The sequence below is a fragment of the Halorubrum vacuolatum genome, assembly GCF_900188065.1.
GTDB classification, from domain to species: Archaea; Halobacteriota; Halobacteria; order Halobacteriales; family Haloferacaceae; genus Halorubrum; species Halorubrum vacuolatum.
On record NZ_FZNQ01000025.1, the window covers coordinates 1 to 13,921 of the forward strand.

General features: G+C 64.4%; 15 protein-coding genes, 2 tRNA genes and 1 pseudogene. 14 read left to right on the forward strand and 4 right to left on the reverse strand.

Annotated features, from left to right (window positions below; all coding sequences use genetic code 11):
• Positions 1-96: 96 nt before the first annotated feature.
• From CHB65_RS14840 to CHB65_RS14855, 4 genes and pseudogenes are all read left to right on the forward strand, one after another.
• Positions 97-561: pseudogene (locus CHB65_RS14840) on the forward strand (hypothetical protein); the annotation flags it as partial.
• Between the two features lie 128 nt (positions 562-689).
• Positions 690-2,165 (forward strand): CRTAC1 family protein, encoded by a 1,476-nt coding sequence (locus tag CHB65_RS14845; RefSeq protein WP_089385814.1) that lies wholly within the window; start codon positions 690-692, stop codon positions 2,163-2,165.
• A 79-nt stretch (positions 2,166-2,244) separates the two neighbouring features.
• Positions 2,245-2,442 carry a DUF7576 family protein gene (locus tag CHB65_RS14850; RefSeq protein WP_089385815.1) on the forward strand — a complete coding sequence of 66 codons (198 nt, stop codon included), beginning with the start codon at positions 2,245-2,247 and terminating at the stop codon, positions 2,440-2,442.
• Between the two features lie 148 nt (positions 2,443-2,590).
• A complete protein-coding gene (locus CHB65_RS14855; RefSeq protein ID WP_089385816.1) occupies positions 2,591-3,316 on the forward strand; it encodes a ribosome assembly factor SBDS in 726 nt (241 codons plus the stop codon).
• Positions 3,317-3,379: 63 nt separating this feature from the next.
• Here the strand turns inward: CHB65_RS14855 and CHB65_RS14860 are convergent, their stop codons facing one another.
• Positions 3,380-4,840 carry a DHH family phosphoesterase gene (locus tag CHB65_RS14860; protein ID WP_089385817.1) on the reverse strand — a complete coding sequence of 487 codons (1,461 nt, stop codon included), beginning with the start codon at positions 4,838-4,840 and terminating at the stop codon, positions 3,380-3,382.
• A gap of 133 nt (positions 4,841-4,973) precedes the next feature.
• Between CHB65_RS14860 and CHB65_RS14865 the strand changes: the two genes are divergently transcribed.
• A tRNA-Lys gene (locus CHB65_RS14865) sits at positions 4,974-5,047 on the forward strand.
• A gap of 188 nt (positions 5,048-5,235) precedes the next feature.
• Here the strand turns inward: CHB65_RS14865 and CHB65_RS17045 are convergent.
• The 3 genes from CHB65_RS17045 to CHB65_RS14875 form a co-directional block, all read right to left on the reverse strand.
• Positions 5,236-5,370, reverse strand: a complete 135-nt coding sequence (locus CHB65_RS17045) for a rubrerythrin-like domain-containing protein (RefSeq protein ID WP_143420446.1) — start codon at positions 5,368-5,370, stop codon at positions 5,236-5,238.
• A gap of 201 nt (positions 5,371-5,571) precedes the next feature.
• Positions 5,572-5,644, reverse strand: a tRNA-Arg gene (locus tag CHB65_RS14870).
• Between the two features lie 63 nt (positions 5,645-5,707).
• Positions 5,708-5,998: a Sec-independent protein translocase subunit TatA/TatB gene (locus CHB65_RS14875; RefSeq protein ID WP_089385818.1), complete on the reverse strand. Its 291-nt coding sequence runs from the start codon at positions 5,996-5,998 to the stop codon at positions 5,708-5,710.
• Positions 5,999-6,193: 195 nt separating this feature from the next.
• Here CHB65_RS14875 and CHB65_RS14880 point away from each other — a divergent pair, with 195 nt between their 5' ends.
• The 9 genes from CHB65_RS14880 to CHB65_RS14920 all read left to right on the forward strand — a co-directional run bounded on the left by CHB65_RS14880 (position 6,194) and on the right by CHB65_RS14920 (position 13,806).
• Entirely contained in the window at positions 6,194-6,673 is a 480-nt protein-coding gene (locus tag CHB65_RS14880) for a redoxin domain-containing protein (RefSeq protein WP_089385819.1), read from the forward strand.
• 421 nt (positions 6,674-7,094) lie between these two features.
• Positions 7,095-8,192, forward strand: coding sequence for a monovalent cation/H+ antiporter subunit E (locus tag CHB65_RS14885; RefSeq protein ID WP_218818962.1), 1,098 nt, complete (start codon positions 7,095-7,097; stop codon positions 8,190-8,192).
• Positions 8,189-8,479 (forward strand): cation:proton antiporter, encoded by a 291-nt coding sequence (locus CHB65_RS14890; protein ID WP_089385821.1) that lies wholly within the window; start codon positions 8,189-8,191, stop codon positions 8,477-8,479. The genes CHB65_RS14885 and CHB65_RS14890 overlap by 4 nt, the downstream gene beginning before the upstream one ends.
• Entirely contained in the window at positions 8,470-8,805 is a 336-nt protein-coding gene (gene mnhG, locus CHB65_RS14895) for a monovalent cation/H(+) antiporter subunit G (protein WP_089385822.1), read from the forward strand. The genes CHB65_RS14890 and mnhG overlap by 10 nt, the downstream gene beginning before the upstream one ends.
• Positions 8,802-9,377, forward strand: coding sequence for a DUF4040 domain-containing protein (locus CHB65_RS14900; RefSeq protein ID WP_089385823.1), 576 nt, complete (start codon positions 8,802-8,804; stop codon positions 9,375-9,377). The genes mnhG and CHB65_RS14900 overlap by 4 nt, the downstream gene beginning before the upstream one ends.
• Positions 9,374-9,841: an MnhB domain-containing protein gene (locus CHB65_RS14905; protein ID WP_089385824.1), complete on the forward strand. Its 468-nt coding sequence runs from the start codon at positions 9,374-9,376 to the stop codon at positions 9,839-9,841. The genes CHB65_RS14900 and CHB65_RS14905 overlap by 4 nt, the downstream gene beginning before the upstream one ends.
• Complete coding sequence (locus CHB65_RS14910; RefSeq protein ID WP_089385825.1) at positions 9,838-10,215, forward strand: cation:proton antiporter subunit C; 378 nt, start codon at positions 9,838-9,840, stop codon at positions 10,213-10,215. Before CHB65_RS14905 ends, CHB65_RS14910 begins: the two co-directional genes overlap by 4 nt.
• Positions 10,208-12,019, forward strand: coding sequence for a proton-conducting transporter transmembrane domain-containing protein (locus CHB65_RS14915; RefSeq protein WP_089385826.1), 1,812 nt, complete (start codon positions 10,208-10,210; stop codon positions 12,017-12,019). Before CHB65_RS14910 ends, CHB65_RS14915 begins: the two co-directional genes overlap by 8 nt.
• On the forward strand, positions 12,016-13,806 hold the full coding sequence (locus CHB65_RS14920) for a Na(+)/H(+) antiporter subunit D (protein WP_089385827.1): 1,791 nt from the start codon (positions 12,016-12,018) through the stop codon (positions 13,804-13,806). The genes CHB65_RS14915 and CHB65_RS14920 overlap by 4 nt, the downstream gene beginning before the upstream one ends.
• Positions 13,807-13,921: the final 115 nt, after the last annotated feature.

Sequence of the window (13,921 nt, forward strand, 5' to 3'; positions counted from 1 at the left end):
AAACTGGTGCATTCGCACCTCAAGAACAGGTGACGTCGTAAACCACAATATCCCAACGTGGGAATCCTCGCGCTTCAGCGCGGGGAGGATGTCAACCTTCGTGGCTATCCCGAGTCGAATCGGCAGAAGCTGCTTTTGATCACTATCTCGCGGTTCATCGAGCGGACGGCTTGGCGGGCCGGTTCCGGAACGCTGCGATCGTCGTTTCAACGGCTCTCCCGCCTCTCCGAAGAAATCGGTACACAGCGGGTGTATGAGAGGGTTCCCAAAGCAGGAGTGGACACCCACGTCTACGGAGTCGCCGATGAGTATCCGACCGATCTCGACGTTACGGTTCACGCCGGCGAGACGTCGGATTTCACCGATACCTGGTTTGTGGTGTATCGGCCCGAGGATGGTCCCCGGACGGTTCCGGATGCCGAGAGCGACTTCGAACGGGGGGTGAACGGTGGAGTTGCGCTCCTCGCGGTCGAGACGGAGCCACGGCTCTGGCAGGGGTACTGGACGTTCGATCCCGAGCGGTTGGAGCGGATCGACGGGTACATCAGAACGGCGCTCTAGCCGGCCATCGGTCGTCCTCCGTTGGATCGACCGTGAGTCAGTGCTGTGCTATCGATCAGCATGGTTCGATTGAACACGACCCCGAAGCAACCCGTGCGTTCATAACCACGGAGCGGCGAGGGGGGGGCATGTTCCGTGATCGGTCCGACCTCCTCTCGGATACGACCCCCATGCGTGGGTACGGCGTCGCGGTGACGCCGGGCCGACACGGACCGCTCCTCTTTATCGCCGGTTACGGGGAGCCGAACCGTCTGTACGTTCGTGAGGGCTCCGCGTCCCGGTCGGTTGCGTTCACCGATACGGCCTGTGGGATCGTCGCCGATGGGAGCCGACACGCGATGGGCGTCTGTGCGGCCGACGTCGACGGCGACGGCTGTGAAGAGATTTACGTACACAACTGTGCGAGCTATGCGGGGACGACCGCCGAACCGGACCTCCTTTTGGATCGCCTGGAGTCCGAACGCTATCGATGGACGGACGTTTTTACCCTCCCGGTGAACGCCGACAGATTCAACTTCCGCGCCGGCCGATCCGTCGCGGCGATCGACCGTCTCGGGACCGGCCGATACGGCGTCGCGGTCGCGAGCTACGGCGCGCCAGTCGCGTTCTACGAACTGGGTGAAGATAGCGAGGTCTCCGATATGGCGCCGGCGATCGGCTTGGACGTCGACGGCGGGTGTCGATCGCTGCTTCCGGGACCGTTCGTCTCGACCGCCGCCGTCGACCTCTTCATCGGCGTCGAACGGGGGGCGAACCGACTCTTCGAAAACACGGATGGGCGCTATGTTGAACTCGACCCGTCCATCGCGGCTGCCGATCCGGCCGGCGATGCCCGGGGAATCGCGCTCGTCGACGAGGGCGACGGATTCGCGCTCGTGATCGGCAACTGGGAGGGTGAAAGTCGCCTCTGTCGCAGGGTCCCGGGATCGGACGGATTTGTTGACGTCGCACCGCCGACGCTCGCCTCGGCCGGGAGCGTTCGGTCGGTCGTCACCGCCGATTTCGACAACGACGGGCGCCAGGAGATCCTCTGTAACTCCCTCGGGGAACCCAATCGCCTGTTCGTGCGTGACGGTGATGCAGAACCGGACCGATCGGCGGGCGACGTCGATCGCACGGAGGCGGTGCAGGAGGGACCTCGATGGAAACACGTCGATGCGGGTTCCGCGAGTGAACCTGACGGGTTCGGGACGGGCGCTATCGCCGCGGACATCGACGGCGACGGCGCGTTGGAGTTGATCGTGATCCACGGAGAGGTCGGATCACAACCGATCTCCGTCCACGCCGTTCCCGGGGCCGCCGAGAACGGGTGGTTGCGCGTCCGCCCGACTACGATTCGGGGAGCCCCGGCCCGCGGTGCCGTCGTAACGCTGGAGACCGAAACGGACGTCCAGCGTCGGGTCATCGATGCCGGGAGCGGCTATCTCTGTCAGGCCGAGCCGGTCGCCCACTTCGGGCTCGGGAACGAGAAGCCACGACGGGTAGCGGTTCGATGGCCCGACGGCCGCACACGAACCCTCGATCGACCGACGGCCGACGAGGAGATCACGGTCCGTCATCCCAGCGCGGATATCGACGATGAGATAGATCGGAAGCCAATCTGAGCCGGATGCCTCTTCGGCCGCCGCCGGCCATACCTGCCGCCCTTCGCGGATTCAAGTACGCCGGGATGAGAAGGGTCGTATGGTAGATCCGACTTCCGATCTCGAAGAGGACATCGACGAGGAGTCAGCCCCTCGATGTGACAGCTGTGGTGCACCCGTGTTGGGCTTCGGCAGACGGACCGTGACGTGGGTCCTCGATGATCGCGTCGAACATCGCCACTTCTGTGACGAGGATTGTCGAGCGGAATGGACCGAGGAGCGTCCCGGGAGGGACTGAGGGCTCCTCCGTCGAACTGGCGGAGTCGATCGGATGGTGGAACAATGGGATCGTTCGAACGGTGATCTGACGGGATCGATCCCGGGACTGGGGGATGGGACGACCCGGTGCGGGAGGCTTTTTCACTACGGAGGTGATACCACCGGACATGATATCACTCGAGGAGGCCGTGACGGCGAGGCTGGAGTCACACGGGGAACGGTTCGAGGTGCTCGTCGATCCGGACGCCGCGTTGGCGATGCGACGCGGGGAGTTCGAGGGCGAACTCGAGGACGTGATCGCCGCCGAGGACGTCTTCGAGAACGCCTCACGAGGCGATAGGCCCGCAGAGGAGGCGTTAGAAACGGTCTTCGAGACGACGGATCCGATGGAGATCATTCCACAGGTCGTCCGGGACGGCGAGATACAGATCACCGCCGAACAACGCGAGCAGATGTTGAAACAGAAACACAACCGCCTCGTCACGATCATCGCCCGCAACGCGGTGAACCCGCAGATGGACGATTCACCCCATCCCCCCGAGCGGATCGAACGCGCGCTGGAGGAGGCCGGCTTTCAGGTCGATCCGATGGACCCAGCCGAGAATCAGGTCGACGATGCGCTCGAGGCGCTGCGACCAGTGATCCCCATCCGGTTCGAGGAGGTAACGATGGCCGTCCGTCTCCCCGCGGACTACGCCGGACCGGGACAGGCACAGGTCCGTGAGTTTGGGGACCTCGAACGGGAGGAATGGCAAAACGACGGCTCGTGGGTCGGCGTACTCACGTTCCCCGCAGGATTACAAAACGACCTCTATGACCTCGTCAACGAGGTAACCTCCGGTGAAGGGGACGTGCGCGTGATCAAGGACAAAGACGAAATACGGACCCGGTAGGTTATAAATACGAAATACGGAACCCGGTCGGATCGGTTCTCACCGATTCCCGCCTCCCAGCCTTCAGGAGCCGTTCGTTCCATCGCCACCGCTTTCGACGCCCATCGCGGCGAAGAGCTTGCGTCGAACCGCTTCCTCGGTCAGCGAGAGCAGCGTTCCACGGTTCTCCTCGCTCGTCTCGATCCCGGTGAAGATACCGAGCGGGATCTCGACGGACCCCTGTGTCGAGTGGCCGGCGGTCTCGCCCATCTCGGAGAACGCTTCCTGGAGGACGTTCCCGATATCCAGCCTGATGTCCTTCGAGCGTGCCGCCAAGAATATCCGGTCGTCGGCAATGCCGAAGACCGCGGTCGTCGTAATGCCCTCGAGGTTTAACAGGTGCTGAGCGGCCTGCGTTAACGCCTCCCGATCGCGGATGAACCCGGCGGTCGAAAAGAGGTGGCTTCCCTGTACCTGACGGTTCTGGATCGCCTCCGCAAGCACGTCGAGCGTCTCCGGCGACATCGACGGCGATTCGACCTGCTCTAAGGTATCGTGATTCGCGAACGGATGGAGGTACGCGGCGGCCGTCAGGTCGGCCGGGGTGGTGTCGCGTTTGAAATCGAGCGTCTCCGCGCGGATACCATACAGTAGGGCGGTGGCGACGGCCTCGGAAGGCGAGAGGTCGAACTCCTGGAGATATTTCGTGAGGATCGTCGACGTCGAGGAGACGTTCGTCCGGACATCGACGAATCGGGCGTCGATCTCCGTCTCCGCCGCGGCGTGGTCGATATAGACATCGAGGTCGTGGGTGAGATCGACCGCCTCGCCCGCCTTCGCGAGGTCGACCGCGGCTATCGTGTCGTACGCTTCGAGATCCGACGTGTCCGCCCGTGCGATGAGATCGATCCCGAGCAGGTTGACGAACGCACGGTTCTCCTGATGGCCCACATCGCCGCTGTAGATGATGTCCGCGTCGACGTCGAGGACGTTTGCGATCGCCTGTAGCGCGGTCGCGGAGGCGATCGAGTCCGGTTCCGGGTTGTCGTGGGTGAGGATGGCCATTCGCCCATCCGTCTCCTCGATGATCTCCGCGAGCTGTCTGGCCATGTACTCCAGTTCGCCCGTCTCCAGCGACTGGAAGGCGCTATCGGCGATCACCGTCGAGGGGTTGATCACCACATCGGCGCCACGCTCACGGAGTTCGTCCTCGCTGACGGGGTCGGAGGCCCGGACGACGATGTAGTGGTCGCCGCCGACGTCGCGGATCGCTGAGACCGCCGCCTTGTTCGCCTCCACGTCCGATGAAAGGATGAGGATGATGTCGCGGTCCCCGAGCGTCTCGACGACGGTGGGGTCGGCGATGTCTTGAACCCGAGCGTTGAGGTCCTGATCCCGCAGCGCCTCGACGCGGCTCTCGTCGCGATCGAGGATGAGGACGTCCCGTCCACGTTCGGTGAGTTCCTCAGCGACGGCGTGTCCAACGCTGCCGCAGCCGAGGATCGCGTACCGTGTGCGTGCCGATCCGCGCATCCCGCTACTCATTGTACGGATCTATCCGGGACGCCACTTAACGGATGTGTTCTTCTTGGGCAACGTGACGCGAGGGATCAACCGATGTCGTGGACCCCCGCCGAATGAAAAGGTCTTTTACCGTGACCGGGATACTCCTCGATGAGGGCCGGTAGCTCAGTTAGGGAGAGCGACGGACTCTTAATCCGTCGGTCGCGTGTTCAAATCGCGCCCGGCCCGTTTTGTCACGAGCACATACGCGAGTGGCAAAACGGCGATCATGATTTGAACGCAACGAACAGATCTGCTGTGAGTGAGTGTTCAAATCGCGCCCGGCCCGTATTTAACCGAGTAAGTACTCGAGAAGCAAATCGGATCACAACGGATGAATAAATACCGCCGTCTCGGTGTCGCCCGTCAACGGACGGTCAGTCGGGATCAGGAGGGGACGCCAGCCGACCGCCACAGTCCGGACAGGCTGCCCGGTACGCCACGGGAATGATCTGCTTTCCGCACTCAAGACATTCGAAGTCTGGTCTGTTGTCAGCGTGTGTTGAACTCATACCCGATTGTTGTTACTCGATAGGATATGAATCTTGCACCGATAGAGTCACAACTGTATAAGGATATTAATGGTTGGTTTGTCCAGCCTTTTGCTTTTTATTGTACGATCCACAACCCCACCGCACGTGGTTGCACTGGCGCGACGGGATCCTCACGAGCGAAGCGAGTGAGGGTCAGTCGCGCTCGCGAGTGGTAACGAGCGGGCACGGCGGGATTCGAACCCGCGATCGAGAGGTTAGGAACCTCTCGCCCTGTCCGCTAGGCCACGCGCCCTCGGGGGAGAGAAGAATCGATCTCAGCTATCACCTGATCGCAACCGACCGTATCGCCGGCCAATCAGGCGTTCTTTTCGGCTTCGGTCTCCGTTTCGGTCTCGGTTTCCGCGGCGTCCTCGGCGTCGACCTCCTCGGTGGTGTCGTCGTCCGAGACGTCGTCGCCTTCCTGCATCTGTTTCAGTTCGTCCTCGACCTCCTCACGGCCCTTCTTGAACTCGCCCATCGCCTGCCCGGTGGACCGGGCGAGTTTCGGGATCTTGTTCGCGCCGAAGAGCAACACCAACACGAGTAGGATGATGAGGAGCTCGGGGCCCGCCGGAATGCCGCCGATCAGTGGAATCGCGCTTGCCATCTCTACTCCGTGGTACCCCTGTCGCAATTATAGTCTTTTTGCCTTCAGGGGGATCCTCGACCGTGCGAACACATCCATACCCGTGATCGGTCCCGGGATGCCAGTCGTCGTGGGCCCGGTCGCCTCCATCGCCGTGGCTGGGGCCGTCGGATCCGCTTCCGTAACCGTGATTTTCCGTCGTGTGCTGACAATAGTATGGTCGACATCGGCGACGACGCGCCCAACTTCACCGCCTCGCTCGCACACGATGGGATCGAACCGTTCGATCTGGCGGCTCATCTCGGCGACGGCCCGGTCGTGCTCGCGTTCTATCCCGCCGCGTTTTCGAACACCTGCACCGAGGAGTTCTGTACGTTTCGCGACGATCTCGCCCGCTTCGAGACGGTCGGCGCGACGGTCTTCGGGGTGAGTACGGACCTGCCCCACGCCCAAGACGTCTTCCGGGCGAAACACGACCTCCCGTTCGGGCTCATCGCCGACCCGGATCACCACGCGATCGAGGCGTATGACGTCGTCGATGACTCGTTTAAACCACGTGGGGTCGACGTCGTCGCCAGACGGGCGGTCTTCGTCATCGACGATGCGGGGATCGTTCGGTACCGCTGGCTCGCCGAACACCCCGGCAAGGAGCCCGACTACGACGCCGTCGCGGAAGCGGTCGCCGACGCGGCATAACGGGCCGGGACGGCGAACCGACCGCAACCCGATCGTGACGTGAATCGATCCCGAACGTCACCTGTGTGTGGGTCCGTCGCGACGTCGAACGCCCGTGACTCGCGCATTGGTCACCGTCGCGAGCAGATCGGACATTCGTTCTAAACGAGTACAAATAAGCATCGAAATAGGCGATAATATGATGGATGGATGTGCGTTCGGCAGGATCCGAATCCGGCCGAATACGAAATAGCTTTCCTACGGGTCACGCATACTCGGGACAACGAGAGACAACTATGACCGAGATTCACCGTCGTCGTGGGGCGCCACTCCGCCTCACATCACGCCGTGGTCCCGGTCGGCGCAGCGCCGACTCGGGACTCGGACCGATCGGTTCGGGCCACGGGATCAGGCGCGACGCTACGGCGAAGAGGTGGTCCGTGTGACCGGCGTCCTCGTCCCGGTGAACCCATCCCGGACGCTTTCGGACACGATCACATACGCCGCGCGTGAAGCGGCCGCGACGGACGGCGAACTCCACCTCGTCCGGACGGTGCCCGGCCACTACGTCACCGAGGCGCCACCGGCGGACGTGCTCGCCCAGTTGGAGGAGTCGGCCGAGGTCGCAAACGGGGAAATCGACGATTTGGTCGTGCACACCGCGGCGTTGGGCGCGGACGTCTACGTTTCCGGCCCCCGTGAGCACGCCGGGCTGATAATCGAGTACGCGGAGGATCACGACGTCGACCGCGTCATCGTCGACCCGTCGTACTCGCTCGATGCGACCGCACCTGAACTCTACTCCATCGAACGAGTGTTCAGGGGGCTCCCGATCGCCTACGAACACGCGCTTGTCGAATCCTCGAGCCGAGTTCCCACCCGCGGGGAGTTCATTCGTGGCGGGGTTATCGGCGTCATCGCGTTCCTCTTTTATATCGCGCTCGGTGGGCCGACCTACCCGTTCGCGCTCGCGACCGGGGTGGTCACCGCGTTGATCGCTGCGATCCTGTTACGCAACGTCTCGTTCGAGTCGACGCCGGCTATCGGCTCGGCGCTGCGTATCGCCGCCCGGAGCGCCGTCTTCGTCCCGTTCCTGCTGTGGGAGATCACGAAGGCCAACGTCCAGTTCGCCTATGTCGTGCTCCACCCGTCGTTACCGATCGACCCGTATCTCGACGAGGTGGAGATGGCCGTCGGCAGCGGCCTCTCGGTCACCGCGGTCGCGAACGCGATCACCCTGACACCGGGGACGCTCACCGTCGACGCTGACGGGCATCATCTACTCGTCCACTCGCTCAACGGCGCGGCGCGCGAGGACTTACTTGATGGGCTTCACGAGGGAGCTGTCCGGAACCTATTTTATGGCTCCGACGCGGTGGAGCTTTCCGGCCCCGGCGAGCGTGGGGACTATCAGCCGATCGCCGGTCCAGCCGCCGTGACTGACGGCGGTGAGTCGATCGACGGCAGCGAGTTCCCACACGACGGCGAATCGATCGAAGACGACCTCGACAGTGACGCCGACACGGAGGTGCCTGAATGACCGACCTCGCGAACACCGCGCTGCTTGCGGCGGCGGCGATCACTGTCCTTCTCGGGCTCGTCGTGCTCTATCGGGTGGTCGTCGGCCCAACCACACAGGATCGCGTCATCGCGATCAACGTGGTCGGGACGACTATCGTGATGGTGCTCGCACTGTTATCAGCTGGGTTGGACCGCCCGGAGTACCTCGATATCGCCATCGTGTACGCGCTTCTCAACTTCGTGCTAGCCCTGGTCGTTGGCCGGGCCACCTATGACCCGGAGGGGGTGAGCTGGCGATGGTCCTGAGCGGGCTCACGACGCCGCTCGTGGTCCTGTTCGCCGCCATCGGGGTGTTTTTCACCCTCGTTGCGGCGGTCGGGGTGCTCCGCCTGCCGGACGTCTACTCACGGTCACACGCCGCGACGAAGGCCGATACGCTCGGCGCGGGCTTCTCCATCGCCGCGGCCGCGCTCTACTTCGGGACGGCAGGGGAGATCTTCCGAGCCGCCGTGCTCATCCTGTTCGTCTACTACACCAACCCGACGGCGGCACACGCGATCACCCGCGCGGCCTACAGCCAAGGGATACCCGTGTGGACGACGGGCGATGACGCCCAGGAGGAAGGGCAATGACGCCGCTTGAGATCGCATTAGTCGCGTTCGTCGTCATCGGCGCGCTCGTGCTTCCGATCACCCGGGATCTGGTGGGTGCCATCGTCACGTTTGCGGTGTTGACGCTCGGGACCGCCGTCATCTGGGTACTTCTCGCGGCACCCGACGTGGCGCTCATCGAGGCCGCGGTCGGTGCGGGCGTCATCTCCGTGCTGTTCGTCCTCACGGTGGTGAAGACGACAGGATTCGGTGAGACCGACGACGAGATCGATTCGGATCGTCGATTCCGCCCGATAAGCCTGCCGACACTCGCGCTCGTCGGCGCGCTCGCGGTACCGCTCGGATACGCGTTCCTCGCGCTTGACCCGGTTGGAGCGGCCGACGCGCCGGCGGTTTCGGGGACGTTCCCCACCGGCGAGCAAACACCGTATGACTTCTACGTCCAGGAGTCGCTCGAACAGACCGGCTTTCCGAACGCGGTGGTCGCCGTCCTCGTCGTCTATCGGGGGCTCGACACGCTCGGTGAGCTGATCGTCGCGTTCGCCGCGGCGGTGAGCATTCTGATCGTCTTAGGACGGGAGGACCTGCTATGAGTGACAGCGAACCGGTTACACGCGAACCAAAGGGGGAATCCGACGTCTCGGAGAGCCCGGTCGTCAGAACCGCCTCACGGACCGTGACGCCGTTCGTCGTCGCCTTCGGCGTCTATCTCACCCTGTTCGGGACGAGCCTCCCGGGTGGGGCGTTCCAAGGCGGCGTGGTGATGGCCTCGGTGGTCGTCCTCGTCGCGATGGCGTTCGGATTCGCGCCCACACAGAAGTGGCTCGATGAGCGTGCACTCGCCGGGTTGTTCGTGCTCGGGGCCGCTATCTTCGGGGCGGTCGCGTTCGGCGCTGTCGCCCTCGGCGGGGACGTGCTGGAGCTGTTCGTCTTCCCGTTATCGGTCGAGAACATGGTCAAACTGGTCGAGGTCGCCATCGCCGCGCTCGTTGCCGGCGTCATCATCGGCCTGTACGTCTGGCTTGCGGACGGCATTCACGGAGGGAAATCCGCATGATCGAAGCCTATCACTACTACTTCGCGTCGTTCACGCTCTTTCTGGTCGGCATGTACATGATGATCGAGAACCCGAACCTGATCCGGAAGATAATCGGGCTCAACCTCTCGCAGGTGGCGGTCTACCTCATGTTGGTCACCGTCGGCTACGTCGACGGGGCCTCCCCACCGATCCTGAGCCCGGGGTTCGAGGAGCCACACGCCAATCCGCTGTTGCACGTGCTCGTGCTCACCGCCATTGTGGTCGGCGTCGCGCTCACGGCGCTGGCGCTGGCGCTCACGATCCGACTCTATAAGGAGTTCGGCACGCTCGATACCCGCGAGATAGAGGCCGCCATCGCGGCAGACGAGACCGGGGGTGGGAGCGATGACTGACGTTGCGCTCGCACAGGCGACCGCCGACATCCGTCCGGCGCTCGTGCTGCTCGTGCCGCTCGTGGGCATGGCGCTCATCTTCCTCTCGAAGGACCGTCCGAACGTCCGGGAGGCGTGGACGGTGCTCTCGTCGGTAGCGATGTTCGGGCTCGTCGCCAGTATGGTTCCCGGCGTGCTCGATGGCCGGGTGTACGAGGCGAACTTCGGCGAGTTCGTCCTCGGGATCGACCTGTTGATCCGGGCGGACTCGCTCGGGATGATCTTCGCGCTGGTCGCGAGCGGGCTCTACGTCGTGACCGGCCTCTACAGCATCGGCTATATGCGCGGACATCATGAGCCGTTCCAGACGCGATTTTTCGCGATGCTGCTCGTCAGCGTCGGCGCGGCGCTCGGCGTCGCGTTCGCGGCGAACGTCTTCGTGCTGCTCGTCTTCTATGAGATCCTGACGCTCGCGACCTACCCGCTCGTCGCACACGACGAGTCCAAGGAGGCGCGGACGTCGGGGTATAAATACCTCGCCTATGCGCTCTCGGGCGGCCTCGCGGTGTTCGGCGGGATGGTGATCGTCTTCGTCTATACGGGAAGCATCGAGTTCACCCGCGGCGGCATCGAGGGGCTCTCGACGTTCGCCGCCGAGGACCCGTGGATCGCCCGCGCCGCGTTCGCGTTGATGGCGGGCGGCTTCGCGGTGAAAGCCGGCGTGATGCCGGTTCACGCGTGGCTCCCGAGCGCGATGGTCGCGCCGACGCCCGTCTCCGGGCTGCTGCACGCGGTCGCGGTCGTCAAGGCCGGCGCGTTCGGCGTCTCCCGCACCGTGATCGACGTGTTCGGCCCCGAGACGGTCGCGGCGATCGGCATGGGCGTTCCGCTCGCGATCCTCGCGGGGACGACGATCATCGTCTCCAGCCTGTTCGCGTTGCGACAGGACAACCTCAAAGCACGGCTGGCGTACTCCACCATCGCCCAGCTCTCCTACATCGTGCTCGGGATGGCGCTGCTCGCGCCCGAGGCGCTCATGGGCGGGCTGCTTCACATCCCCGCACATGCGTTCGCGAAGCTCACGCTCTTCCTCTGTGCGGGCGCGCTGTACGTGCAGCTGGAGGTGAAGTATATCAGCGAGATGCCTGGGGTCGCCAGACGGATGCCCGTGACGATGACGGCGTTCGCGCTCGGGAGCTTCAGCATGGCGGGGATCCCGATCCTCGCCGGCTTCGTCAGCAAGTGGCACCTCCTGTGGGGTGGCGTCGGCGGCGGAAACCTGCTCGTCGTCGCCGTGTTGGTGACCTCCGGCGCGCTCAACGTGGCGTACTTCTGGCCGATCATCTACACGGCCTTCTTCGAGACGGCCGACGAACATGGCGGAAAACCCGTTCTGTTGAGCGCGTTCGGCGGACGGGACGCCCCGGCGGTCGCCGACGAGATCCGACCCGATGGGGGTCGTGTCGGCGACAAGGATGAGGGGACGGATGAACCCGATCAGGCGGACACCGACGACCATGAGGACCATGACGAACACGACGGACATCGACCGCAGGATGAAGGCGAAGATGGCGATGACCACGACGACCACGAGGAGAGCCACGACGACCACGGACACGGCCACCATGTGGAGCTCCCCCCGGCGGACGGGTGGGAGCGACCCGTGGGGCGATTCCGTGAGACGACGCCGTTCATGCTCGTGCCGCTTATGACGACGGCGACGCTCATGGTGCTCTTCGGAACGATGCCCGATTACCTGATCTTCTTCGATCTGATCCGTGACGTCGTCGAGGCGTCCGGCGCCGAGGGGGTGGTCGGGCGATGAACGAACTGCTCGCGGTGCCGCCGGCGCTCCTTGCGGCAGCGGCGTTCGTGGCGACGCTCGTCCTTCCGCGACGTGAGGGCCACGCGGCGGCCGTCGTGTTGCTCTCGGCGGTCGTCGGCTGGGCGATCCTCGTCCCCGAGGGGACGGGCCCGACGGCGACGTTCCTCGGGTTCGAGGTAATCCTCTTACAGGTCGACCAGTTCACCCGCCTGATGGCGATCATCTTCGGCGCGTTCGGCGCATCCGCGGTCGCCTATGCCTACTTCGCCGGGGCCTCCTCGCGACACCTGCTGTGGGGGCTCGGCTACGTCACCGCTTCCTTATATACCGTGATGGTCGGCGACTGGCTCGCGCTCATCGTCGGCTGGGAGGCGATGGCGATCACCGCCACGGTCTTCATCTGGTACTCGGGCGGTGCGGCCGTTCGAGCCGGCTACCGCTACGCGCTCGCACACGCCATCGGCGGCAGCCTGCTGCTCGGTGGGCTCGTGCTCTACCTCGTTTCGATCGGGCCGAGCGCGACGGCGCTGCACTTCGCGGAGACGAACGTCCACGGCTTCGAGATCGCCCTCGGCGGGATGTCGGTCTCGCTCGCCGCCCTGCTGGTCGGCGTCGGGATCGGGTTGAACGCCGCGATCATCGGCTTCCACAGCTGGCTGCCGGACACCTACCCGGCACCGCACGTGGCGACGTCGGTCTTTTTGGCGTGTTACACGACCAAGACCGCCGTCTACGCCGCCTATCGCGCGTTCCCCGAGGGCAATCTCGTGCTCGCGTACATGGGCGGCGCGATGGCCATCTACGGGGCCGCCTACGCGCTCGCCCAGAAGGACATGCGACGGCTACTCTCGTATCACATCCAGGGACAGGTCGGCTTCATGCTGGCCGGCATCGGGGTCGGCACCTCGCTCGCTATCGACGGCGCGTTCGCCCACCTGTTCAACCACATCCTGTACAAGGGACTGTTGTTCATGGCCGCCGGCATCATCATCATCAAGGTCGGCAAAGGGAGCCTCGACAAGTTCGGCGCGGCCGGCACCTCCGCGCCGATCGCGTTGGTGCTGTTCCTCGTCGGGGCGCTCTCCATTTCGGGCGTCCCCGGCTTCAACGGTTTCGTCAGCAAGGGACTGCTCACCGAGGCGGTGATCAGGGAGGGGCTGACCCCGCTCGAATGGATCCTCTATATCGGGAGCGTCGGGACGTTCGCGTCGTTCATCAAGTTCGGCTACTTCGCGTTCCTCGACGGCGACTCCTTCGAGATGCCCGATGCGGACCTCGGGCATGCCGTGGTGGGCGGCGCGGTAGCCGCCTCCTGTGTGGCGCTCGGGCTGTTCTATCAGCCGCTGTACGCCATCCTGCCGTCCGGGGGTGGATACGATCCCTACACGACACAGAAGTTCATCCAGACCGCGGCGCTCGCGGGCGGGGGAGCCGCCGTCTTCTTCCTCGGGAAGCCGATCCTCGGTCGCCTTCACGGGGGTATCGACGTGAACCGCGCCCACGACCCGATCGCCTTCTACGGCACTCGGGCGGTCTCCGGCGGCATCGGCGGCGTCTACAACGCCGTCGACCGGGGCGTCGTCTCGGGCGGCTGGTCGCTCGTCGCGGCGGCGGCGACGCCCTCGACGACGATCAAGGGCGCCTTGCCGGAATCGCTCCATGGACGATACGACGATCGCCTGCAGGCGATCCCCGGCAAGACCGGGGCGAAACTCGGCATCGGCTATACGATCTACGTCACCGCGGGCGTGTTGGCGCTCGTACTGGCCCTTGCGCTGTTCCTCTAACAATGACGGGCATTATCTACTTCCAACGGACGGACGGACCGGGCGGAACGCTCCCGCCGACGGATAGCTGTGAACGCGACAACGTCACAGGTCGCTCCGACGGCGACGACGTACT